General features: G+C 38.8%; 24 protein-coding genes. 19 read left to right on the forward strand and 5 right to left on the reverse strand.

What is annotated here, in order from left to right; genetic code table 11:
- Window positions 1-7: 7 nt before the first annotated feature.
- The 13 genes from nuoE (at window position 8) to ACK1JC_RS07150 (ending at window position 14504) form a co-directional block, all read left to right on the forward strand.
- Window positions 8-517, forward strand: a complete 510-nt coding sequence (gene nuoE / locus ACK1JC_RS07090) for an NADH-quinone oxidoreductase subunit NuoE (protein ID WP_409511161.1) — start codon at window positions 8-10, stop codon at window positions 515-517.
- Entirely contained in the window at window positions 514-1842 is a 1329-nt protein-coding gene (gene nuoF / locus ACK1JC_RS07095) for an NADH-quinone oxidoreductase subunit NuoF (protein WP_409511162.1), read from the forward strand. The genes nuoE and nuoF overlap by 4 nt, the downstream gene beginning before the upstream one ends.
- Before the next feature lie 11 nt (window positions 1843-1853).
- On the forward strand, window positions 1854-4538 hold the full coding sequence (gene nuoG, locus ACK1JC_RS07100) for an NADH-quinone oxidoreductase subunit NuoG (RefSeq protein WP_409511163.1): 2685 nt from the start codon (window positions 1854-1856) through the stop codon (window positions 4536-4538).
- 2 nt (window positions 4539-4540) lie between these two features.
- Entirely contained in the window at window positions 4541-5554 is a 1014-nt protein-coding gene (nuoH, locus tag ACK1JC_RS07105; protein ID WP_409511164.1) for an NADH-quinone oxidoreductase subunit NuoH, read from the forward strand.
- Window positions 5555-5572: 18 nt separating this feature from the next.
- Entirely contained in the window at window positions 5573-6115 is a 543-nt protein-coding gene (gene nuoI / locus ACK1JC_RS07110) for an NADH-quinone oxidoreductase subunit NuoI (protein ID WP_196077635.1), read from the forward strand.
- Window positions 6115-6633: an NADH-quinone oxidoreductase subunit J gene (gene nuoJ / locus ACK1JC_RS07115; RefSeq protein WP_409511219.1), complete on the forward strand. Its 519-nt coding sequence runs from the start codon at window positions 6115-6117 to the stop codon at window positions 6631-6633. Before nuoI ends, nuoJ begins: the two co-directional genes overlap by 1 nt.
- Entirely contained in the window at window positions 6633-6941 is a 309-nt protein-coding gene (gene nuoK / locus ACK1JC_RS07120; protein ID WP_409511165.1) for an NADH-quinone oxidoreductase subunit NuoK, read from the forward strand. The genes nuoJ and nuoK overlap by 1 nt, the downstream gene beginning before the upstream one ends.
- Window positions 6938-8827 carry an NADH-quinone oxidoreductase subunit L gene (nuoL, locus tag ACK1JC_RS07125; protein WP_409511166.1) on the forward strand — a complete coding sequence of 630 codons (1890 nt, stop codon included), beginning with the start codon at window positions 6938-6940 and terminating at the stop codon, window positions 8825-8827. The genes nuoK and nuoL overlap by 4 nt, the downstream gene beginning before the upstream one ends.
- Window positions 8828-8834: 7 nt before the next feature.
- Window positions 8835-10445: an NADH-quinone oxidoreductase subunit M gene (gene nuoM, locus ACK1JC_RS07130; RefSeq protein WP_409511220.1), complete on the forward strand. Its 1611-nt coding sequence runs from the start codon at window positions 8835-8837 to the stop codon at window positions 10443-10445.
- 3 nt (window positions 10446-10448) lie between these two features.
- Window positions 10449-12005: an NADH-quinone oxidoreductase subunit NuoN gene (gene nuoN / locus ACK1JC_RS07135; RefSeq protein WP_409511167.1), complete on the forward strand. Its 1557-nt coding sequence runs from the start codon at window positions 10449-10451 to the stop codon at window positions 12003-12005.
- Window positions 12006-12126: 121 nt separating this feature from the next.
- Entirely contained in the window at window positions 12127-12762 is a 636-nt protein-coding gene (gene upp, locus ACK1JC_RS07140) for a uracil phosphoribosyltransferase (protein ID WP_409511168.1), read from the forward strand.
- Window positions 12763-12834: 72 nt separating this feature from the next.
- A complete protein-coding gene (locus tag ACK1JC_RS07145; protein WP_409511169.1) occupies window positions 12835-13698 on the forward strand; it encodes a hypothetical protein in 864 nt (287 codons plus the stop codon).
- A gap of 119 nt (window positions 13699-13817) precedes the next feature.
- On the forward strand, window positions 13818-14504 hold the full coding sequence (locus ACK1JC_RS07150) for a cold-shock protein (RefSeq protein WP_409511170.1): 687 nt from the start codon (window positions 13818-13820) through the stop codon (window positions 14502-14504).
- A 56-nt stretch (window positions 14505-14560) separates the two neighbouring features.
- Here ACK1JC_RS07150 and gigC read toward each other — a convergent pair whose 3' ends face one another.
- Window positions 14561-15442 (reverse strand): LysR family transcriptional regulator GigC, encoded by an 882-nt coding sequence (gigC, locus tag ACK1JC_RS07155; protein WP_409511171.1) that lies wholly within the window; start codon window positions 15440-15442, stop codon window positions 14561-14563.
- Window positions 15443-15526: 84 nt separating this feature from the next.
- On the opposite strand from gigC, the gene ACK1JC_RS07160 reads away from it, so the two are divergent.
- A complete protein-coding gene (locus tag ACK1JC_RS07160) occupies window positions 15527-16288 on the forward strand; it encodes a ferredoxin--NADP reductase (RefSeq protein WP_409511172.1) in 762 nt (253 codons plus the stop codon).
- A gap of 129 nt (window positions 16289-16417) precedes the next feature.
- On the opposite strand, the gene ACK1JC_RS07165 is transcribed toward ACK1JC_RS07160, so the two are convergent.
- Entirely contained in the window at window positions 16418-16840 is a 423-nt protein-coding gene (locus ACK1JC_RS07165; RefSeq protein ID WP_409511173.1) for a hypothetical protein, read from the reverse strand.
- Window positions 16841-17155: 315 nt separating this feature from the next.
- Here ACK1JC_RS07165 and ACK1JC_RS07170 point away from each other — a divergent pair, with 315 nt between their 5' ends.
- Both ACK1JC_RS07170 and ACK1JC_RS07175 read left to right on the forward strand, forming a co-directional pair.
- Window positions 17156-17341 (forward strand): hypothetical protein, encoded by a 186-nt coding sequence (locus ACK1JC_RS07170; RefSeq protein WP_409511174.1) that lies wholly within the window; start codon window positions 17156-17158, stop codon window positions 17339-17341.
- 110 nt (window positions 17342-17451) lie between these two features.
- The gene (locus ACK1JC_RS07175) at window positions 17452-17610 is read left to right on the forward strand and encodes a hypothetical protein (RefSeq protein WP_409511175.1); all 159 of its coding nucleotides are present in this window, start codon (window positions 17452-17454) and stop codon (window positions 17608-17610) included.
- A gap of 94 nt (window positions 17611-17704) precedes the next feature.
- Here ACK1JC_RS07175 and ACK1JC_RS07180 read toward each other — a convergent pair whose 3' ends face one another.
- Both ACK1JC_RS07180 and ACK1JC_RS07185 read right to left on the reverse strand, forming a co-directional pair.
- A complete protein-coding gene (locus ACK1JC_RS07180; RefSeq protein ID WP_409511176.1) occupies window positions 17705-18904 on the reverse strand; it encodes an NAD(P)/FAD-dependent oxidoreductase in 1200 nt (399 codons plus the stop codon).
- 110 nt (window positions 18905-19014) lie between these two features.
- Window positions 19015-19902 (reverse strand): 1-aminocyclopropane-1-carboxylate deaminase/D-cysteine desulfhydrase, encoded by an 888-nt coding sequence (locus ACK1JC_RS07185; RefSeq protein ID WP_409511221.1) that lies wholly within the window; start codon window positions 19900-19902, stop codon window positions 19015-19017.
- A gap of 455 nt (window positions 19903-20357) precedes the next feature.
- On the opposite strand from ACK1JC_RS07185, the gene ACK1JC_RS07190 reads away from it, so the two are divergent.
- Both ACK1JC_RS07190 and ACK1JC_RS07195 read left to right on the forward strand, forming a co-directional pair.
- Complete coding sequence (locus ACK1JC_RS07190) at window positions 20358-20957, forward strand: D-Ala-D-Ala carboxypeptidase family metallohydrolase (RefSeq protein ID WP_409511177.1); 600 nt, start codon at window positions 20358-20360, stop codon at window positions 20955-20957.
- 131 nt (window positions 20958-21088) lie between these two features.
- The gene (locus tag ACK1JC_RS07195; protein ID WP_409511178.1) at window positions 21089-21277 is read left to right on the forward strand and encodes an NF038215 family lipoprotein; all 189 of its coding nucleotides are present in this window, start codon (window positions 21089-21091) and stop codon (window positions 21275-21277) included.
- A gap of 73 nt (window positions 21278-21350) precedes the next feature.
- On the opposite strand, the gene ACK1JC_RS07200 is transcribed toward ACK1JC_RS07195, so the two are convergent.
- Window positions 21351-21830, reverse strand: a complete 480-nt coding sequence (locus tag ACK1JC_RS07200; RefSeq protein ID WP_409511179.1) for a DIP1984 family protein — start codon at window positions 21828-21830, stop codon at window positions 21351-21353.
- Window positions 21831-22051: 221 nt separating this feature from the next.
- Between ACK1JC_RS07200 and ACK1JC_RS07205 the strand changes: the two genes are divergently transcribed.
- Window positions 22052-22675 (forward strand): LysE family translocator, encoded by a 624-nt coding sequence (locus tag ACK1JC_RS07205; RefSeq protein WP_409511180.1) that lies wholly within the window; start codon window positions 22052-22054, stop codon window positions 22673-22675.
- Window positions 22676-22996 lie beyond the last annotated feature (321 nt).

A 22996-nucleotide genomic window follows, 5' to 3' on the forward strand; every position in this document is an offset into this window, starting at 1 on the left:
ACGCATTATGATGATTTTGACTGATAAAAAGCCACGTGTGACTGTTGAAGGAATTTTGACTGCGGACGAAATTCATGAAATTGAACATCACATTGAGCATTATCCATACCCACGTGCGGCGTGTTTAGATGCGTTAAAGCATGTACAACGCCGTAACGGTTGGGTCGATGATGCACAAATGAATGCAATTGCTCAAATGTTAAGTATGAGTGTTGCAGATTTAGAAGGTGTTGCAACTTTCTATAACCGTATTTACCGTCAACCAGTGGGTCGTCACGTAATTTTATTATGTGATTCGATTGCTTGCTTCTTGATGGGTGCGGAAACTTTAGCAGAAGCATTCCAACGTGAATTGGGGATTCAGTACGGTCAAACGACTGCCGATAACCGTTTCACTTTGCTTCCAATCTGCTGTTTAGGGAACTGTGACAAAGGTCCAACTTTGATGATTGATGAAGATACTCACGGTCTAGTTGAAGTGACATCTGTTAAACAGCTCTTGGAGAAGTATGTATGAATACTGAACCAAAACCAATTTATGGCGAAGGTAACCCTGAAACTCACCCATTAACATGGCGTTTGAGTAAACAGGAACACGTTCGCAGTGCAGATGATTACGAAGCACTTGAAGGCTATGCAGGCTTTAAAAAAGCATTGGAAATGCCACCGAAAGATGTACTTGAAATCATTAAAGCAGCGACTGTTAAAGGTCGTGGTGGTGCAGGTTTCCCAGCAGGGATTAAATGGTCACTCATGGCGCCAAATGATGGCGGTCCTCGTTACCTGATCTGTAATGCCGATGAAATGGAGCCAGGGACATTCAAAGACCGTTTGTTGATGGAAAAACTTCCACATCAATTGATCGAAGGGATGTTGATTGCAGGTTATACCTTAGAAGCAACACAAGGTTATATCTTCATTCGTGGTGAATACATTGAAGCTGCAGGCTACTTAACTGAAGCTTTAGCACAAGCACGTGCCAAAGGTTACTTGGGTGAAAATATCCTTGGAACAGGTTGGAACTTCGATATGCATGTGCATACCGGTGCGGGTCGTTATATTTGTGGTGAAGAAACTGCATTGATTAACTCGCTTGAAGGTCGCCGTGCAAATCCTCGTACTAAACCACCTTTCCCACAAGTTGCAGGTGCTTGGGGTCGTCCTACGATTGTCAACAACGTAGAAACGTACAACAACTTACCGGCAATTATGCTTCGTGGTCCTGAATGGTATAACGGTTTATCTCAAGGTAAATCGAAAGATCCAGGCACAAAAATTTATGGTGCATCAGGTAAAGTGAAATTCCCTGGTCTTTGGGAGCTTCCTTTTGGTACGACTGCGCGTGAAGTGATTGAAGACTATGCTGGTGGTATGCGTGATGGCTTGAAGCTTAAAGCATGGTTACCTGGTGGTGCATCGACTGACTTTTTGGCAGCAGAGCACATCGATCTTCCAATGGATGCGGAAACAATCATGAAAGCGGGTTCACGTTTAGGTACGTGTTTGCTTATGGTTGTAGATGAAACTCAATGTATGGTTTCAGCAACACGTAACTTAGAAGAATTCTTTGCACGTGAATCATGTGGTTTTTGTACTCCTTGTCGTGATGGTTTGCCTTGGGCGGTTAAAGCGCTTAAAGCAATCGAAGATGGCACAGGTAAGAAAGAAGATATCGATCATTTACAGGAGCTTACTCGTAAGCTTTGGATTGGTAAAACTTTCTGTGCTCACGCACCTGGTGCAATGGAACCATTAATGGGTGCACTCAAATATTTCCGTAGCGAGTTTGAAGCGAAGGTAGTCGATGCTGCCGCTCAAATTAGCAACGTAGAACAAGCTTAAGGAATTCGACTATGGCTACAATTCATGTCGATGGCAAATCTTACGAAGTCGATGGCTCAGAAAACTTGCTACAAGCGTGTTTAAGTCTGGGTATTGATATCCCGTATTTTTGTTGGCATCCATCCTTAGGTTCTGTCGGTTCTTGTCGTCAATGTGCTGTGACTCAATATGCGAATCCGGAAGATACCCGTGGTCGTTTGGTCATGTCATGTATGACACCTGCATCTGACAATACCTATATCTCAATTGAAGACAAAGAAGCGACTTCGTTTCGTGAATCAATTGTAGAATTCTTAATGACAAACCACCCACATGACTGTCCAGTTTGTGAAGAAGGTGGTCATTGCCATTTACAAGATATGACTGTGATGACACAGCATGACCGTCGTCGCTATCGTTTTACTAAGCGTACACACCATAACCAAGAGTTAGGCTCGTTTATTTCGCATGAAATGAACCGCTGTATCGCGTGTTATCGTTGTGTACGTTATTACAACGATTATGCTGGCGGTACAGACTTTGGTGTGTATGGTAATGCATCACGTGTTTACTTCGGTCGCCCAGAATCAGGTGCTTTAGAGTCTGAATTTTCTGGCAACTTGACTGAAGTATGCCCAACAGGTGTATTTACCGATAAAACACATTCTGCACGTTATAACCGTAAATGGGACATGCAGTATGCGCCAAGCGTATGCCAAGGTTGTTCTTCAGGTTGTAATATTTCTCCAGGTGAACGCTATGGTGAGATTCGTCGTGTAGAAAACCGTTTCAACGGTGAAGTGAACCAATACTTCCTTTGCGATAAAGGTCGTTTTGGTACAGGTTATGTGAACCTTGAAAATCGTCCACGTCAACCGCAGTTCCGTAAAGGCACAAATGTTGAAACTGTATCTGTAGATGCTGCGCTTGATTCAGTGATCGAAGCAATTCAAGGTAAAAAAGTATTAGGAATTGGCTCGCCGCGTGCGTCTTTAGAGTCAAACTTTGCACTTCGTGAATTGGTTGGACAAGAAAATTATTCAACAGGTTTATCTCAAAAAGAGCAAAATCTAGTTGAGCTTGCTGCATCAATCATGCAAACCGAAGGTGTTTATAACCCAGGTATGCGTGAAATTGAAAGCTATGATGCAGTACTGATTCTAGGTGAAGATTTAACGCAAACTGCACCACGTATGGCATTGTCTGTTCGCCAAGCTGCGAAAAATAAAGCCAAAGAAATGGCTGCAGAACGTCGTACACAAGAGTGGTTAGCTGAGCCGTTACAACGTATTGCACAAGATGCTAAATCTCCGATTTACATTTTAGCGGCAACACAAACACGTCTTGCTGATGTTGCTGCGGGTGAAGTTGTTGCTTCTCCAAATGACATTGCACGTTTAGGTTTTGCAGTTGCTGCAGGCGTTAAAGGTGAAGCGATTCTTGGTTTAGATGATGATGCAAAAGCATTTGCTCAAACCATTGCTGATACTTTAAAAGCTGCGAAAAAACCGTTGATTATTTCAGGTACAAGTTTACAAGATGCTGCGATCATGGAAGCTGCTGCACAAGTTGCACAGAACCTTGGTGGCAATGCAGGCTTGACTTTAACTGTTCCTGAAGTGAACTCAATGGGTCTAGCATTGTTTGGTGGCTTAAGCCTAGAGCAAGCATTTGCTCAAGATTATGACTCAATCATGATTGTGGAAAATGACTTATACCGTCGTTTACCTGCAAAACAAGTTCAAGCTGCATTTGCAAAAGCAAAAAATGTGATTGTTCTTGATCATACTGAAACTGAAACTGTAAAAGCTGCGACCGTTGTTCTGTCTGCTGCAAGTTTTGCTGAAGGTGATGGTACAGTTGTATCTCAAGAAGGTCGTGCTCAGCGCTTCTATCAGGTTTATGATCCGTCATATTACAAGCCTGAACTTGCGATTAAAGAATCTTGGCGCTGGTTGCATGCCATTGAAACTGGTGTGCAAGGTAAAGCGATTGCATGGACTGTGCTTGATGATGTGATTGAAAGTCTTGCTAAAAATGTGCCTACACTTGAAGCGATTCAAGATGTTGCACCAAATGCAGGCTTCCGTGTACATGGCTTAAAAATTGCCCGTGAACCACGTCGTTATTCAGGTCGTACAGCAATTCGTGCGCCACTTTCAATTCATGAACCAAAACAACCTGTCGATAAAGACTCTGCATTAGCATTCTCTATGGAAGGTTATGTTGGTGATCAAACTCCATCTGCATTGGTTCCATTTGCATGGTCTGCGGGTTGGAACTCACCACAATCTTGGAATAAATTCCAAGACAAAGTGGGTGGTCATTTGAAAGGTGGTGATTCAGGCGTGCGTCTATTTGACCGTTTGAATAAGCGTCCTGTCCGTACTTTCGTTGCGCCAGCTGTTGTTGTCGTGAATCCTGAAAGCTTCCGTCTTGTCCCGATGCATCATATTTTTGCATCAGGCGAATTTACGACGAAAACACCAGCGATGGAAACACGTATTCCAAATGCTGTGTTTGCAGTCGGTGAACAAGATGCAGCACGTTTGAAGGTTCAAGAAGGTCAAAACATTACGGTGAAAGCAGGCGAAACTGAAATCAGTCTTCCTGTACAAGTCATCGAATATTTACCTGCAGGTTATATTGGTTACCCAGTTGGTCAAGCACCTACGGTTTCTCTTGCTGAACCTGTATCTGTAGCGGTAGGAGTGTAATCATGAATGAAACTTTACGCGCCTTACCGACTTGGGCACAGGACTGGCCAGTTGCTTACTCAGTACTTCAAGCAATTGTCATCTTATTGGCTGTGGTTTTACTCGCAGCATTGATGTCATTTGTTGAACGTCGTTTACTGGGTTTGTGGCAAGACCGTTATGGTCCTAACCGTGTTGGTCCAGGCGGTATGTTCCAAATCGTTGCCGACATGCTTAAAATCATGTTCAAAGAAGATTGGACACCAAAGTTTGTTGATAAATTAACGTTCCGTATGGCACCTGCAGTTGCAATGGCAACTGCGGTACTGTCGTTCATGGTTATTCCTGTTTCACCTTACTTAGGTGTTGCAGATATGAGCATTGGTCTATTGTTCTTTATGGCAATGGCAGGTATTGCAGTTTATGCAGTACTGTTCGGTGGTTGGTCATCAAATAACAAATATGCATTGCTCGGTGGTTTACGTTCTGCTGCTCAAACCATTTCTTATGAAGTGTTCTTGGGTATTTCATTGATGGGTGTTGTGGCGATTGCAGGTTCATTTAACTTGCGTGACATCGTTGAAGCTCAACGTGATGTCTGGTTCGTGATTCCACAGTTCATTGGCTTTATGGTATTCGTGGTTGCGGGTGTAGCGGTAACGCATCGTCATCCATTTGACCAACCTGAAGCTGAGCAAGAACTTGCGGAAGGTTACCATGTAGAATACGGCGGTATGAAGTGGGGGATGTTCTTCGTTGCTGAATACGTGAACGTGATCTTAATTTCAGCGTTGATTGTTACGTTGTTCTTCGGCGGTTGGTTAGCGCCATTTAACTTAGATATTCCATTCATTCCAGATGCGTTCTGGTTCATTATCAAAACAGCATTCTTTGTGATGATGTTTGTCTTGGCTCGTGGTTCTTTAATGCGTCCACGTTATGACCAAGTGATGAATTTTGGTTGGAAAGTATGTTTACCATTAGCGTTAGTCAACCTTTTGGTGACTGGTGCTGTGATTCTGATGAATCAAGCCTAGGACAGCAGGGAGTACAAAATGTATAAAATTCTAGCTGGAGTAGGGTCGATCGTACGTTCATTGTGGATGGTGTTCAGCCATGTCACACGTAAACGTGACACGATTTTATATCCTGAAGTACCAGCCGAACAGATCGTACCACCACGTTACCGTGGTCGTATCGTGTTGACACGTGACCCAGATGGTGAAGAGCGTTGTGTTGCATGTAACCTGTGTGCGGTTGCATGTCCTGTAGGTTGTATTTCACTACAAAAAGCTGAAAAAGAAGATGGTCGTTGGTATCCGGAGTTTTTCCGTATCAACTTCTCACGCTGTATTTTCTGTGGTATGTGTGAAGAAGCATGTCCAACCACTGCAATTCAGTTAACACCTGATTTTGAATTGGGCGAATACGTTCGTCAGGATCTTGTGTACGAAAAAGAAAACTTACTGATCTCGGGGCCTGGCAAATATCCAGACTACAATTTCTACCGTGTAACTGGTATGGCAATTGATGGTAAAGAGAAAGGTCAAGCACAGCGTGAAAGCGCACCTGTAGACGTACGGAGCTTATTACCATGATGTGGCCATTTTATTTAATGGCTCTTGTGGCCATTGTTTCTACAATCCGTGTTGTAACCAATGCAACGCCAGTTCACGCATTGTTGAGCTTGATTGTTTCATTGTTGGCAGTGGCAGGTATGTTCCTGACCATTGGAGCACCTTTTGCAGCTGCACTTGAAATTATTGTCTATGCCGGCGCAATTATGGTGTTATTCGTATTCGTTGTGATGATGCTGAATCTTGGTCAAGAGACTGTAGATCAAGAGCGTAAATGGTTAACTTCAGATGCTTGGGCAGTACCAGCGATGTTGAGCTTCTTGATGGGCTTATGCTTAGTATGGATGTTGTCTGGTGACTATACATCTACAGGCATGTTGCTCGGTACGCAAGTGATCGGCCCTAAATTGGTTGGTCAGGCACTCTTTTCACATTACGTATTGTTAGTTGAAGTTGCGGCAATGTTATTGCTTGCTGCACTTGTAGCTGCATACCACTTGGGCAAACGTGTACCAGGTGCAGATGAGGAGAAAGAATAATGGGCAACATTCCTTTAGAACATGGTTTGATCGTTGCATCTATCCTTTTTGCACTTGGTTTTTACGGTGTAATGGTTCGTCGCAATCTTTTATTTGTTCTTATGAGCTTAGAAGTAATGATGAATGCAGCAGCGTTTGCATTCGTTGTTGCGGGTAGTGCTTGGGTGCAACCAGATGGACAGATCATGTTCATTTTGATTTTGACACTTGCCGCTGCAGAGGCTTGTATTGGTCTTGCAATCGTCCTTCAGTTTTACCATCGCTTCCATCACTTGGATGTGGATGCAGCCAGTGAGATGCGCGGATGAGTTATTTATATCTAACGATTTTATTCCCGCTCATTGGTTTTGTCCTTTTAGCGGCAGGTCGTAATAAACTTCCTGAAAATGTAGCAGCAATTATTGGTGCAGGTTCTGTCGGCTTATCTGCTTTAGTCGCATTGATTGCAGGTATTGGTTTTGTAAACAATGGTTCAACGCCAGTGGTTCAAAACTTATGGACTTGGTTTAGCGTTGGTGATTTTGCACCGGGCATTAGTTTGCACCTTGATGGTCTATCATTACTCATGATGGGCATGGTAACAGGTGTAGGCTTCCTGATTCATATCTTTGCAACGTGGTATATGCGTGGCGAAGAAGACTTTGCACGTTTCTTCTCTTACTTCAACTTATTCGTTGCAAGCATGCTTGTACTTGTATTGGGTGACAACTTAGCGTTGTTATTCTTAGGTTGGGAAGGTGTAGGTTTATGTTCTTACCTATTGATTGGTTATTACTACCAAAACCCTGAAAATGGTTTTGCAGCAATCAAAGCATTTACAGTAACACGTGTGGGTGATGTATTTTTACTCATCGCATTGTTCTTACTTTTCCAACAATTTGGTACTTTGCACATTGGTACAATCGTTGCAGAAGCACCGAAAGTATTGGCATTGGATCATAACCTTGCACTTTGGACTTCACTCATGTTGTTCTTGGGTGCTGCAGGTAAATCAGCGCAAATTCCATTACAAACATGGTTAGCAGATGCGATGGCTGGTCCTACACCAGTATCAGCATTGATCCATGCAGCAACAATGGTTACAGCGGGTATTTACTTGTGCTGTCGTATGTTCTCTGTGTTTGAAATGACACCAGAAGTAATGCAGTTCATCTCAATTACAGGTGCTGTAACATTATTGGTTGCAGGCTTTGCTGCATTGGTTCAAACAGACATCAAACGTATTCTTGCTTACTCAACAATGAGTCAGTTGGGTTATATGTTTATGGCTGTGGGTGCTGAAGCATACCAAGCTGGTCTGTTCCATATGCTTTCTCACGCATTCTTTAAAGCGTTATTGTTCCTTTCTTCTGGTGCAGTGATTCTTGCGTATCATCACGAACAAAATATTTTTAAAATGGGTGGCTTGTTCTACAAGAACAAATTCCTGTTTGCATGTTTTGCCATTGGTGGTGGTGCATTAGCAGCAATTCCTTTCATTACTGTTGGTTTCTTCTCGAAAGATGCAATCTTGGGTGCTGTTTGGGTTCAAGGTCAGTCAATCGCAACTTTTGGCTGGTTGTATTGGGTGGGTGTAGCAGGTGCTTTCTTAACTTCAATTTATACATTCCGCTTAATTTGGGTTGTATTCTTTGGTAAAGAAAATACGCCATATCACGAAATCAAAGGCGCAACATATTGGGCGCCATTGGGTATTCTTGCTGTTCTTTCAACAGGTTTAGCTTATTTCCTTAAAGCACCCGTTGAAAAAGCACTGACAGCTGCAAACATTCCTGTATTTGAAGTTTCAGAAGCTTTAACACATGGCATGCATTCAGCTGAATATACTGCTGTCGGTATTGCGCTCGTTGGTCTTGCAGTTGGCGTCGTTTTATTTGCATTTGCTTATAATGCGGTTAAAGGGTTTGCAGCAACTTCATTTGGTGCAGGGCTTGTGAATATTTGCCGTAATGCATTTGGTTTTGATGCACTGTATAACCTTGTATTTGTTCAACCTTACTTGTTATTGGCGAAGATCTTTGGTCGTGATCCAATTGATGGCTTGTGGCTTCTTTTACCAGCCATTGTAAAAGGTGGTAATAAATTTACAAGTTCACGTCAGACGGGTCTATTACGCGAATATGCATCAAGTATGTCTCTTGGTGTAGTGGTTGTGTTGATGATCCTGATCGTGATTCAGGTCGTGGGGAAATAAGATGGAAATCACAAACAATTGGATTTTACCAGCGCTGATCCTCGTACCGTTCATTGCAGGTTTTGCTTGTTGGTTGGTCGATAAAATCGACCAACATCTACCACGTTATATTGCGTTGGTAGGGATGTTGGTTACACTAGGATTGACCATTTCTTTATGGCATTCTGGTACATATAACTATCAGTTGGGTGTAAGCGCACCAGAGTGGGCTGCACAGTTTAAAATTGAGTGGATTAAAACATTAGGCATTAACATTCACCTTGCTGTGGATGGCTTGTCACTTCTTATGGTCGGTTTGACTGCATTACTCGGTGTACTTGCAGTAGGCTGTTCATGGGGCGAGATTCAGAAAAACGTTGGCTTCTTCCATTTAAACCTTTTATGGTCTTTGGGTGGTGTCATTGGTGTTTTCCTTGCAATTGATATGTTCCTCTTCTTCTTCTTCTGGGAGATGATGCTAGTTCCAATCTATTTCTTGATTGCACTTTGGGGACATTCAGGTGCAGATGGTAAATCTCGCGTTTATGCTGCAACTAAATTCTTCATTTATACCCAAGTTGCGGGTCTGATTATGCTTGTCGGCATTTTAGGACTTGTGATTGCTGGTTATATGATGGGTGGTGGCATTGAATTTGGTTATACACATTTAATGGCTGTAGCAAATGCATTAGATGCTAACCCTGCAACATCAAGTTTTGCTTATGCATTGATGATCTGTTTCTTTATTGGTTTTGCAGTGAAGCTTCCTGTATTCCCATTACACGGCTGGTTACCCGATGCGCATGCGCAAGCACCAACAGCAGGTTCTGTTGACCTTGCAGGGATTCTGATCAAAACTGCGGCTTATGGTTTATTACGTTTCGTGATTCCATTCTTCCCAGCAGCATCTGCTCAGTTTGCAGATATCGCGATTATTCTTGGTTTGATCGGTATTTTCTACGGTGCAGTGTGTGCATTCCAACAAACAGATATGAAACGTCTGCTTGCGTACACATCTATTTCGCACATGGGCTTTGTTTTACTTGCACTTTATGCAGGTAACATCCTGACTTTCCAAGGCTTGATGATCATGATGCTTGCACATGGTTTATCTTCTGCTGCATTGTTCATTATGTGTGGTCAAGTTTACGAACGTTTGCACACACGTGATTTACGCTTGATGGGTGGTATTCGTGGTCAGTTCCAATATTTGCCATTCTTCTTGATGTTCTTTGTATCGGCACTTGTCGGTATTCCAGGACTAGGTAACTTTATTGGTGAATTCCTGATCTTGATGGGTTCATTTGGTAAATTCCCACTCTTTACAATTCTTGCCGCGGTGAGTTTGGTTTTTGCAGGTCTTTACGGTCTTATTCTCATCCACAAAGCTTTATTTGGTACGCCAAATGAAGAGCAAAAACAACATTATGCATCGCCTTTGAAAGATCTCAATGCACGTGAAATTGGTCTTCTTCTTGTTTGTGCGATTGGTTTGATTTGGTTGGGTCTGTACCCGCAAACGTTCCTTGATGTTTCAAATTCGAGCATGGCTTGGTTAGCAAATAGTTTTACGCCAACTCAAGATGTTGCTGATGCTGTTCAGCAAATTGCAACTCAACAAAATGTGGAGATCCAATAAGTCATGAACTTCACACTCTCTTTTTCCGACTTAATGCCTTTAGCACCAGTGATGATTGTGGCTTTGACCGCAATTGTCGTGATGATTCTAATTGCAATTAAACGAAACCATAATTTAATTGCAACAGTTTCAGTAATTGGTTTAAACCTTGCATTGCTCAATATCTTATTTACGCTTTTTGGTAAAGGATATGAACCTGCAACGGTGATGGGCATGTTTATGGTTGATCCATTTACATTGTTCTATCAAATTATTATTTTGATTGCTGCGCTTGCGTGTTTCACACTTTCTCATGCGTACATTGAAAATTATAAAGACAACCGTGAAGAATTGTACCTTTTGATGCTAATTTCAGTGTCAGGTGCAATGCTTATGGTTGCAAGCACACACTTCGCATCATTCTTTATTAGCCTTGAGTTAATGTCGATTCCTGTTTACGGTCTATTGGCATATACGTATCAACGTAGTAAATCGCTTGAAGCAGGGATTAAATACCTTGTTCTTTCAGCGACTGCTTCTGCAATGTTATTGATGGGTATGGCGTATGTGTATGCAACAGTAGGTTCATTATCATTTGCAGGTCAAGTTGATGAATTATTCTGGACATTGACGAAGACACAAAATCCAGAAGTGATGACTGCGTTACAAACGTATCTTGGTCAATATCACCAACTGATTGAATCTCCACTTGCGATTATTGGTTTGGGTCTAATCATTGCGGCAGTTGCGTTTAAATTGTCACTCGCACCATTCCATAAATGGACACCAGACGTTTATGCAGGTGCGCCTGCACCAATCGCAACATTCCTTGCAACGGTTTCTAAAGTTGCAATGATTGGTTTGTTGGTTCGTTACTTGTTGTCTTCAGGTGTGATTGGTATTGAATCAATCAAAACTGTAATTGTTGTCATTGCTGTTCTTTCGATTCTTGCAGGTAATTTACTTGCAGTGCGTCAAGTGAACTTGAAACGTATTCTTGCGTATTCATCAATTGCACACTTCGGTTACTTGTTATTGGGTCTTGTGAGTGCATCATTCCTCAGCCTAACATCAGTGGGTACTTATGTATTTACTTATGTGATTACCACCATTGGTGCGTTTGGTGTTGTGGCGTTGATGTCTAGCCCATACAACAATGTAGATGAAGCCGAATCACTTGCTGATTACCGTGGTTTGTTCTGGCGTCGTCCTGTATTGACTGCAACATTGACTGTAATGATGTTGTCACTTGCAGGTATTCCGTTGACAGCAGGCTTCATTGGTAAGTTCATGTTGGTGATGACAGTTGTGTCTCAACAACATTGGTTCTATGCGGCAATGATCGTGATTGGTAGTGGTATTGGTTTGTACTATTACTTACGTGTGATGGTTGTTCTATATATGACACCGCCTGAGACTCCTCGTATTGATGCAGATAAGCATTGGGGACAAAAAGCGGGTGGTATTATGGTACTTCTTGCTGCATTGCTTGTAATCGTTGTAGGTGTTTACCCAGATCCGATTATTGCTTTGGCGAATCAAGCTCAAATGCTTGCACCATTACATTTAGTACTTCAGTAATCCAAAAAAACGATAGCTGTTAACAAAAAAAGCCCTCATTCATTGAGGGCTTTTCTTATTTCTTATATAAAAAACATTTATACTATCCATATTATATTGTTCGCTTTTTAGGTGTTCTCCCGTGTCTATCCAAGAAATTCGCCATCCACTTATCCGCCATAAATTAGGTTTATTACGCCGTGCGGAAATCAGTACTAAAAACTTTCGTGAGCTTGCACAAGAAGTCACTATGTTGCTTACTTATGAAGCAACTAAAGACTTACCAATGGTTGACCATGAAATTGATGGTTGGAATGGTAAAGTGACTGTAGATCGGATTGCGGGTAAAAAAATTACAGTTGTGCCAATTTTACGTGCAGGTATTGGTATGCTTGATGGCTTCTTAAGCCTTATTCCAAGTGCAAAAGTATCTGTACTCGGTTTAGAGCGTGACGAAGAAACTTTAGAAGCACGAACTTATTATAAAAAATTAGTTCCTGATGTACAAAATCGTATTGCCATGATTATTGATCCAATGTTGGCAACAGGTTCATCACTTGTTGCTGCAATTGATGCATTGAAAGCAAGTGGTTGTAAAGACATCCGTGTGATGGTTCTTGTTGCTGCACCTGAAGGCATTAAACGTGTTGAAGATGCGCATCCTGATGTTACGATTTTCACCGCTTCTATTGATGATGGTTTAAATGAAAATGGCTATATCGTTCCTGGTTTAGGCGATGCAGGCGATAAAATTTTTGGTAGTGTTCAAAAAGATTAAAATTGAGTATTATAAAGAGGAGGTTAACAACCTCCTTTTTTATTTTAATTATAATAAAATGAGTACTTCATTATGTTCTATAAGGGGTTGGTCACAATTTATGACAAAGTAACCAAAAAGGGCCACATTGTATTATTAGACAATGAACAAGAGCTTATTTTTGCTAGTGCAGACTTTCCAAATTCAAATATTGCTCCTCATATTGGTGAACGAATTAAGTGTTCTATTATAGAAAAAAATGGTGTGCTACACGCAAATCTGATTGTCCGATTAGATTATAAAAATGCAGCTTATACGCAAGAAATAGAAGTGAAAAAGAATAGTTTTGATATTGTTCGTCAGTCTATGACACCACTTGTAACGCTTGCAGAAGATGGTATTCAAATCAACAAACAAGCCGATTTACAAAATAGCACTGAACAACACTTGCCTAGAGTAGAGTTAAACATCAACGCTGTGGAATCTGTGGAATCTGTGGAATCTGTGGAATCTGTGGAATCTGTGGAATCTGTGGAATCTGTGGAATCTGTGGAATCTGTAGTACCGTTAAGTCCACCTGTTCAGAGTAATTCACTCGATATTGCACAGTATCATAAGAGTTCAACCTACCAAAACTTAAAAGCTAAATTTGGCTATAGGCATTACAAAGCGCCAACTGTTAAAGAGGGGTTTAAGAAAAATCAATGTAAGAGTAATGGAGTTAATTGGTGGTGGATTGTTTTGGGTCTCATTGGCTTATTGTGTATCAATTTAGCTCTATATACCTATAAGCGTTATCAGCACTATCAACAAGATCAAGCAATTAAGTTAAACAAGCTCACTGCTGAACAAAAACAGCAGGTAGCTGAACAGCGTCGTGCTTTAGGTCGCTTACCAAATAAAATACTATCAAATCAAGCCTTAGATGAATTACTCGGAAAAAATCGAGAAAAATAAACCATTCATCGCAATAGGATAATTAGTGATAAATTGATCACATAACAATCAAAACAGTGTTTGAAAAAAATAGTTAAATCGCATATAACCTAATGAGAAGTAAGGATATGGATAAGCTCATGTATAATTTAGGCAGAGTAAAAGAATATCAGCCTGATCATGGTTTCGGTTTTGTCACAGTACAAGATAATAATGAGACGATTTTTTTTGAAATCTCAGATTTTCCATCTGAAGGGGGATTGCCACGTAAAGGTGAAAATGTAAAATTTATTATTGTACAAAATCAAGGGAAATTAAAGGCAAGCCAATTTATTCGTTTAGATCATGCACCTAAATATTCTTTTAAAATGCCTTCATTGAAAGTACAATCTTGGCATGATCCTGTACAACAAAATCGTTCTAAAGCAACTAAAGTATTTGCATGGCTAAGCATTTTGTTCATGGGCACATTGGCGGGAGGTTATTATACTTGGAATATATTTCAGGATTATCAGGCTGAGCAAAGCTTTAAACTAGATTTATATACACAACAACAAAATGATATCGTGATTGAACAGCGCAAAGCTGTTGGACATGTAAAACAAGTTTATTTTTCACAAAAGTCACGTGAAGCATTGAATGAAACAACTTCTAATCAGACTGAAACAAGGCAAATGACAGCAAAAGTGATTGAGCCTTCACAAGAAAAAAATGAACAAGCATTACAGAAGTCGGAACAGAAAGAAAGACCCGCCGCTGATGTTCGTGTCACAAGTGATTTAATAAAACGTAGTCAGATCATTGATGAAGGTAGCAATCAAAACTAATAAAAAACGCCATTGAGATGGCGTTTTTTAATTTGATATTGAGAATTCAAGAAAAATTATCTTAAGTCACAGAATTGCATAAAGGCTTTCAGACCTGGTCCTTGATATTTTTGACGATGTACAAGCATGAACAATGGGCGCGCTAATTGCCAAAAAGGTGTATCGAGAATTACCAATTGATTTTTTTCAAGTAAGGGTTCAATCGCAAGTTTCGAAATACATGATATGCCTAAGCCACCAGCAACAATTTTTAAAATAGCTTCATTGTGTCCAAGTGTGAGGCGAATATTGGCATTTTCCAAATCTTTTAAAATAGCAGTATCAAACACTTCTCGTGTACCTGAACCTTCTTCACGCAAAATCCATTCCGCTTGTTGAAAATCTTGAGGTTTTAAAAGACGGTTTAATTGTGCTAAAGGATGATCAGGTGCACAGCACACGGCTAACTCATCATCACGCCAATGGATACACTGTAGTTGTGGTAAATGGCACGAGCCTTCAATGAGGGCTAAATCGAGCTGAAATTGATTGACTGCTTCAATCATCTGGCGGGTATTGCCCACTTGTAGTTGCAAGTGTGCTTTTGGTTGCATTTGCAAAAAATTAGCCATTAAATCAGGCATCAGATAATCACTAATGGTCAGTGTTGCGCCAATGCGTAAATCAATACTTTGCAGTTCACCTTTAGCTGCTTGTTCAAAAGCATCACAACGACCTAAAATTTCCAATGCTTGTGGCAGTAAAAAACGACCAAGATCATTGAGTTGTAAGCGTTTTCCAAGGCGATCAAAGAGTGGAGCACCCAAACCATCTTCGAGGTCTGCCAATGCCATACTTGCTGCACTTTGGGTTAGACGAACAGCATCACTTGCCTTGGTGACGGTACCTTCTTGAGCCACGGCTACAAACACAGCCAATTGACGTAAAGTCATACGCATGGAGATCGCCTTAACATTTAAAATTATTCATCATTTAGCCTGTCATGCTAACATGAGCTGTATCACTCACGCCACGTAGAAATCATGTCAATTGATAAATTTAGCTTAGAAACGGTTTTATCTGTACATCGTTGGACCAATACTTTATTTAGTTTCACCATGACTAGACCTGCTCATTTTAAATTTACCGCAGGTCAGTTCGCTCGTATTGGTTTAAAAGTAGGTGATGAATTGGTGGTTCGGGCATATTCAGTGGTGTCATCACCCTTTGATGAAACGCTCGAATTTTTCTCAATTGTCGTACCCGATGGTGCTTTCACCTCAAATTTGCAACATTTAAAAGTAGGCGATGAGCTGTATTTGGAAAAAATCCCTTATGGATTTTTAACGTTAGCACGTTACCAATTGCCTTTGCCACAAGATTTATGGTTACTTGCGACAGGAACTGGTTTAGCCCCATTTATTTCGATGCTACAAGATTTTGAGACATGGACGAAGTATCAGCATATCAATCTTGTATATAGTGTACGTACTGAAGCTGAGTTGGCATATGTAGCGCGAATTCAAGAGATTGCCGAAACTTTTGGCGAAGGGCATCAGGGTTTTAAATTTATTCCAATTATTACACGTGACCCAAATGCGATATTACATGATCGTTTACCAGTGTTGATCGCAAATGGCGAATTAGAAAAAGTGGCGGGTTTGGCTTTTAATCCTGCGACTACGCATGTCATGCTCTGTGGCAATCCACAAATGGTTGATGATACCAAAGATGCACTTAAAGCGCGTGGTTTGACTATGAACCGTCGTGGTGAAGGTAATATTGCAGTCGAAAATTATTGGTAATGTTGCATCAGGGTAAGGTTAGATCAATGAAAAACTCAGATGTGTGATTCAAAATATTGATGCTCTAAACATAAAATCCTCAGAGTTGAGGATTTTTCTATACCCATATTTTTATTTTTAAATTAAACTTTAATGGACAAACATATCCATCATTTCACGTAATTCTTGAATCGCTGTTGCTTGGTCGCAGCTTAACCATGTTGGCTCAAAAATGCCTGAATAATGTTCTAGGCGATCTTGTGGAACGACTAAACGAATTGGACAATCTTCCTCAATTAAGCGCCATGGAATAATAGGAACTTCATTATCCAAAAAGGCAGCGACATCTCGAATATCAATAATCATCGCGTTGATACAATCAGGCAATGGCATAACAGACAATTCTTCAGTACGACGACGAAAAAACTCTAAGTCACCCCATTTTAGAATATAACTCGGTTTCTTAAATTCAACGATACCAATCAAATTTTCATCACGCGTTGTATGTAAAAAACACTGTGCAGTGACATCTGTGTCTAGATCAAGCGAGACACTTTGCCTAAGATAGGTCATACCTGAATTGCCAAAAATTGAGCGGGAACATAGTATAGCCCACTTTCAAACTGAACATGCTAAATCCCCCAATTTACTTTTTTATTTGAGTTGTTTTAAGATTGGATGAATATTATTCTATTTTTGGAATGTGATTGTAAAACATAAGCTTAATAAATAGTCTTGGAGTATTCACTTCATCGGAAAAAAATGACCCGAATTCACCTGTTCATTAAAATATAAATGAGTACACAATGACCTTTATATTATTTAAAAATATGCATAGTATTTTGAATGAACTTGTATCTATTTGATAAAAAATGAAGGAGAAAATCAATGACCGATAAAAAGCCGAATAAATTCGTTGCACCTATTATTATTGCGGGAATTACGGTAGGTTTTTTGGCAAGTGCTTATAAATTTGTTTTTGCCAATAAAGATACATCTCGTGCTGATATACAGAAAAAACAAGATTCCACTGACAGATCTCAAGTTAAAAAAAATGACCAAAAAGATGAATAATTTTCAATCGTTATAGACTTTTGATGTGAAATAAATTAGATTTAAATTATTAATATATAAAATATTAATTGATAATATAATTGATTGGGTCTGAAGAAGAAGGAACTTCTATGAAATTTATCACTATTTTTAAAAAGATTGTTTTGGCAAAATTAAGCCAATTGGAAAAACGTATTCAGAGCATTGCACCGCAAGATCCAATGGATCAAGCCATTGCACGTGCCCATACATCTCAAGCGCAGTTATTTCAAATGGATTATTTGGAATAAGTTCTATATTGGATGATATTGATTTAGATGTCACAAAAAAGCAGTTTGAATTAATGACAATTCAAACTGCTTAATTTTTTGTAAGGTATTTTACTTATACATATTCAGATGCTGCATGTGCAGAAGCCCAAGCCCATTGGAAATTAAAGCCCCCTAAATGTCCTGAAACATCCAAAATTTCACCAATGAAAAATAAACCTTTTTGTTTTTTACTTTCCATGGTCTTCGATGAAACTTCAGTGGTATCGACACCGCCTAAAGTCACTTCTGCAGTACGGTAACCTTCAGTACCAGAAGGCTTAACTTCAAATTGATGTAATTTATTGGCAATGCTTTCAAGCTTTTCATCGCTGAGTTGCCCTATTGCTGTTTCAGCCCATTCAGCCCAAATTAAAGTCTGTAATTCAAGCACCACACTTTTTGGTAAATGTTCAGCCAATAATGTACGCAAAAGTACTTTAGGATGGCTTTGTTTTTTTACTTTAAATAATTCAAACAGTTCTACAGCAGGTAAAAAGTTAATGTTAAAACTTTGCCCAACATTCCAATAATTTGAAAGCTGTAATGAACTTGGACCACTCAAACCACGATGGGTAAACAATAAGGCTTCAGTAAAGCTATTGAGTTCATTTGATAAAGTTGCTTCTACTGCATTACCACTGAGTCTTGTTGTGACTTCTTTGAATTGATCGGAAAAAGTAAACGGCACTAATCCTGCACGAGTGGCGTGAATGGAATGTCCAAATTGTTTGGCAATGTCATAACCAATAGCAGAACCACCAAGTGTTGGAATAGATAAACCGCCTGATGCAACAACTACCGATTCAGCTTCAAAATAACCTTGATTTGTGGCTACTTGAAAATTTTTACCATCAACAGTTGAAACCGCTTTGACTTCGCAACTGGTTTTAATATCGACAGATTTTGTTTTTTCACATTCATTCAATAACATGGCTAAAATTTCTTTCGCACCATTGAGTGTGAATAATTGCCCATGTTTCCGCTCTTCGTACTCGATGCCATATTCACAAACCATGCCGATAAAATCCCAATTGGTATAACGGCTGAGTGCCGAAATAACGAAATGTGGATTATGTGAAATGAAGTTTTCAGGCTCAACATAAAGATTGGTAAAGTTACATTTACCACCGCCTGACATGAGAATTTTTTTACCAATTTTATTTGCTTTTTCAACTACTAAAACTTTACGCCCACGGGCAGCAGCTTTGGCAGCAAGCATTAAACCTGAAGCACCAGCGCCGAGAACAATAACATCATAGAGGTTGGAAGACATGACACACTCAAGAGGGGGGGAAGAAAGCACAGCATTATAGACAATATTGCTTTTGATTTCTTGCGTATCTTTTTAGTTGCAGATTTGACAAAAAATTTCTAGCTGTTTCATCATTGATTTGAATCAGAAAAGGGCATTTTTCGTCCCTGTAAACCACCTGAATGAATCACCAATATTCGAGTATTTTTCGCAAAATGATTATTTTCGATTAAATTCAAAAGTCCAAACAGCATTTTGCCTGTATAAATCTGCTCTAAAGGAATTTGATATTGTTGTTCAAAATTTTGTATAAACGTGAATAATTCAACAGTGGTTTTGGCATAGCCTCCAAAACAATAATCATCTGTAATTTTCCAATTAGATTTAGTCGTTTTAAGAGCAATTTCCTTTTGTAAGAAATCACCTTTAAGTGCTGAAAAGCCTAAAATTTTTTGATGAGTCGAACTTGCTTCAATGAGTCCTAAAATTGTTCCACCTGTACCGACGGCACAGCAGATCACATCATAATTTTTACGATCATCATCGGTTAATATTTCCTGACAGCCTAAAATGGCAAGCGCATTGCTACCGCCTTCAGGTACGATGTAGGCATCAGGATGTTCTTTTTTGAGTTGTTGTAAAAATGCTTCTGTATCTTTTTGACGATATTTTTCTCGTGAAAAAAATTGCAGTTGCATGCCAAAATGTTGCGCTTTAGATAGGGTATGATTTAAAGGTTTATCTGCTAACTCTTCACCCCTAATAATACCTATACTCTCAAAACCAAACAGATGTGCTGCATAAGCTGTCGCTGCAATATGATTGGAATATGCGCCACCAAAGGTAATGATTTTTTTTGCAGCTTGTTTTTGTGCTTCAAGTAGGTTGTGTTTCAGTTTAAAAAATTTATTGCCCGAAATGTGTGGATGAATTTGATCGAGTCGTTTAATGGTAATTTGAACAGGTGAATCTAAGGTCAATGTTTGATAAGACACAGTTTGGGCAATACGATCAAACATAGACATATAGACAATTCCTTATAAAGTTGAGTACATTGTATATGTAATAAGTTTTACAACGACATTCTTATAATTGATAAAAAGACATTATTTAGTGTGATGCTGTATTTTCAGAATGGTAGTTGTTTCGAGCGAATTTTCCCAAATTTACTCTTCCTTTTGATGATGCTTTCGCATGAGATTGGTTTGAAAGCCGATTCACATATTTAACGGACATTTTTTTGATCAAAACCCTTACTATTTATATCATTCATTTTTAAATTTAAACTTTAGAGAGTTACTTGGAGATAAGATCAGATAAGTTAAAGTGAATGATGACGATTAAAATAAAAGCATTTTTTGATATATTTATCTGATTTAACTAATCTATATAAAAGAGAACCCAAGTGAGTGTAATAAAAACAATTATTTTTATAGTCAGTCTGTTGAGTACATTATTTATTATGGGTTGTGATATGAAAAAAGATCCAACTCAGGAGAAATCAGGAAATAAAAATGAGTTAAAAGAAAAGTTTAATCATTGGAAAGCCGAGCAAGATCCTAAACTTGTAGATGATTATTTTCAATTTATACGTCAATATTTAACACAACCACCAACAAAGCTTGAAATTATGACCAATCGTAATGTCATGGTGAAAGCATGTGAATCAGAGCGTTTTGCTATTCCACCGAAAGCGTATTGGAATAATATTATTGGGAGTTTAAAACTACTCGATCAATTGTATCGTGATGCATATTTTGAACGTTACACCATTACAGCAATGTATCGTAGTCCATCGCTCAATACCTGTGTGCATGGGGCTAAGCAAAGTAAGCACGTTTATCATTATGCAGTCGATTTTCATGTACTTGATCCGAAAGAAACACATGAGCAAGATCGTAAATTATTGGTCAAAGCCTTATGTCAATTTTGGCAAACTGAAGGTACAAAATTGAAGATGGGTTTAGGTATGTATGGAAATAATCGTTTTCATATTGATACTCAAGGCTATCGAACATGGGGTAAAGACTTTAAGTCAAAAAGTTCGCCGTGTTTAAAAGAATCTGTAAATTAAGTTATTCATTTTAAGATGCAAAACATAAAATATTGAAAATAGATTATTACAATAACAATTGAATGATGAGCTGATTTTTTAAGCAGGAGTGCTATGCTGTAAAGAATAAAAATAATGAATGGGAATCTGTGATGAAAAAATTATCGATAGGTTTTAGTATACTAGTCATTTGTATGTTGGCAGGATGTGACCAAAAAGCACCAACACCGACAAAGACTGAGGTTCGTTCAATTCATATTGCAGGTATGCCTGTATATGAAAAAGATTATCGACTGAATGTGGGTGATTTCAATACTGAACTGAATATTGAAAATAAATAACGATTTAATTTAAGCGGATAGATTGAATGATAAATTGCCAGATCTATCCTGAGCTATTGCATATTTGAATGGCTTAAATTAAATCAATTTTCCAATTTGATGCCTGAATTTCTAAATTATACTGATGTAATTGAGTTGTGATCTCATCATAATGTTTCTGTAAGTCATTCATAGAAATAGTATGAATCCATGAAGGATCTTGTTTATATAAATGGTAGTCTTCATTCACCTTATCAATTGCTTGCTGAAGAATCATTTGTTGATGTTTCAATGCTTGTCGATCTGCAAGTACATTTAATATTTTACGATTATGAATCGTTTTTGTAGCGGCATTGGTCGCATTAATACGATGGGTCAATTCGTAAATTTCTTTATTTACTGCAAATGCTTCACGAATTAAACTTTGCGGTGCCACACTGAGTTTAGCACCCGCTTTGATTAATAAGTTGTTATTTATACGTTGCTGTAAAGCATCTCGCTTTGTAATAAGATCAATACGAAGTAAAAGTGCTTCAGCAATTGTCATATTTTTTAAAGTATTCTTTATATTCATTGAAATTATTTTTAAGTATTTGTTAATTATGTCTGCTAGTTTAAGCTTTTTAAATTATAAAATAAAGTAAATAATAATTATTAAAATCAGAATTTTACATGTGGTTTGATTTGACTATTTCTTAGGGTCTGAATATTTCATTTTTTTATTTAGAGAATTTAATTTTTAGTTCATTTTTGCAGTAAAATTACGCAAATTTATTCAATGATAAGGTTGGACACTTGGAATCATTACTTATATTGGGTTCTATTGCTTTTGCGCTGATGCTTGGCGCAATCAGTCCAGGTCCAACGTTTATTTATGTAGCTAAAAACTCGATTGCAATTTCACGCCGTCATGGTTTGTTTACTGCTTTAGGTACAGGTACAGGCGCAGCTTTTTTTGGCTTACTTGCTGTAATGGGCTTGCAGGCTATTTTATTGGCAGTGCCTTCAGCCTATTTGATTTTAAAAATTTGTGGTGGTCTATATTTACTTTGGCTTGCCTATAAAATTATTAAACATGCCAAAGAACCGATGGAGCAGGCAGATAGTCAGGCTCAGGTGATGAGTTATGCTCAAGCATATCGTTTAGGTTTTATTACTCAGCTCAGTAATCCTAAAATTGCGATTGTTTTGGCGAGTATTTTTACTGCACTATTACCAAAAGAAATTCCAATTTATTTTTATGTGGTTTTGCCGATGTTGTGTTTTTTTATTGATGCAGGTTGGTACTCTTTGGTAGCCGTTGCCTTATCTGCGGAAAAGCCACGTCGTGTGTACTTGAAATTTAAGAAAGTATTTGACCGTATTGCTGGTGGGGTAATGACTTTACTTGGATTAAAGTTAATTTTTGGGATGAAGTGATAAACATTAATACGTTAGTTCCTGTTGGAACTACAATGGTTTGCCCATTTTTGAAAAATTTAGTAATTAGTTTTAGGAGTAGCATTTAAATAAGGAATTATTTCAGTATTTATTTTTCTATTCAAGTTGTGTACAAATAACTGTTGAAGGAACAACTATTATAATCAATTCAATGTAAAGAAAGTTCTTGAAACTATTTCCCATGATCATAATAAAAATAAAGAGTGCCCACATCAAATTGCGGATACAGCCGTAGAAAAATGCTTTTCAAAAAGTTGTTGGAACTATTTTGGCTTTATAGAAATGCTCAAATAAGAATTG

Source organism: Acinetobacter sp. TY2 (assembly GCF_046269225.1).
GTDB lineage: Bacteria > Pseudomonadota > Gammaproteobacteria > Pseudomonadales > Moraxellaceae > Acinetobacter.

Coding starts and splice junctions, on each gene's coding strand:
- nuoI (WP_196077635.1), top strand. CDS start 5,573: ATGTATAAAATTCTAGCTGGAGTAGGGTCGATCGTACGTTCATTGTGG.
- nuoH (WP_409511164.1), top strand. CDS start 4,541: ATGAATGAAACTTTACGCGCCTTACCGACTTGGGCACAGGACTGGCCA.
- nuoF (WP_409511162.1), top strand. CDS start 514: ATGAATACTGAACCAAAACCAATTTATGGCGAAGGTAACCCTGAAACT.
- ACK1JC_RS07200 (WP_409511179.1), bottom strand. CDS start 21,830: ATGAATATAAAGAATACTTTAAAAAATATGACAATTGCTGAAGCACTT.
- ACK1JC_RS07175 (WP_409511175.1), top strand. CDS start 17,452: ATGAAATTTATCACTATTTTTAAAAAGATTGTTTTGGCAAAATTAAGC.
- nuoG (WP_409511163.1), top strand. CDS start 1,854: ATGGCTACAATTCATGTCGATGGCAAATCTTACGAAGTCGATGGCTCA.
- ACK1JC_RS07145 (WP_409511169.1), top strand. CDS start 12,835: ATGTTCTATAAGGGGTTGGTCACAATTTATGACAAAGTAACCAAAAAG.
- gigC (WP_409511171.1), bottom strand. CDS start 15,442: ATGCGTATGACTTTACGTCAATTGGCTGTGTTTGTAGCCGTGGCTCAA.
- ACK1JC_RS07190 (WP_409511177.1), top strand. CDS start 20,358: ATGAAAAAAGATCCAACTCAGGAGAAATCAGGAAATAAAAATGAGTTA.
- nuoE (WP_409511161.1), top strand. CDS start 8: ATGATGATTTTGACTGATAAAAAGCCACGTGTGACTGTTGAAGGAATT.
- nuoJ (WP_409511219.1), top strand. CDS start 6,115: ATGTGGCCATTTTATTTAATGGCTCTTGTGGCCATTGTTTCTACAATC.
- ACK1JC_RS07180 (WP_409511176.1), bottom strand. CDS start 18,904: ATGTCTTCCAACCTCTATGATGTTATTGTTCTCGGCGCTGGTGCTTCA.
- ACK1JC_RS07165 (WP_409511173.1), bottom strand. CDS start 16,840: ATGACCTATCTTAGGCAAAGTGTCTCGCTTGATCTAGACACAGATGTC.
- ACK1JC_RS07185 (WP_409511221.1), bottom strand. CDS start 19,902: ATGTTTGATCGTATTGCCCAAACTGTGTCTTATCAAACATTGACCTTA.
- nuoN (WP_409511167.1), top strand. CDS start 10,449: ATGAACTTCACACTCTCTTTTTCCGACTTAATGCCTTTAGCACCAGTG.
- ACK1JC_RS07195 (WP_409511178.1), top strand. CDS start 21,089: ATGAAAAAATTATCGATAGGTTTTAGTATACTAGTCATTTGTATGTTG.
- nuoK (WP_409511165.1), top strand. CDS start 6,633: ATGGGCAACATTCCTTTAGAACATGGTTTGATCGTTGCATCTATCCTT.
- ACK1JC_RS07150 (WP_409511170.1), top strand. CDS start 13,818: ATGTATAATTTAGGCAGAGTAAAAGAATATCAGCCTGATCATGGTTTC.
- ACK1JC_RS07170 (WP_409511174.1), top strand. CDS start 17,156: ATGACCGATAAAAAGCCGAATAAATTCGTTGCACCTATTATTATTGCG.
- nuoL (WP_409511166.1), top strand. CDS start 6,938: ATGAGTTATTTATATCTAACGATTTTATTCCCGCTCATTGGTTTTGTC.
- ACK1JC_RS07160 (WP_409511172.1), top strand. CDS start 15,527: ATGTCAATTGATAAATTTAGCTTAGAAACGGTTTTATCTGTACATCGT.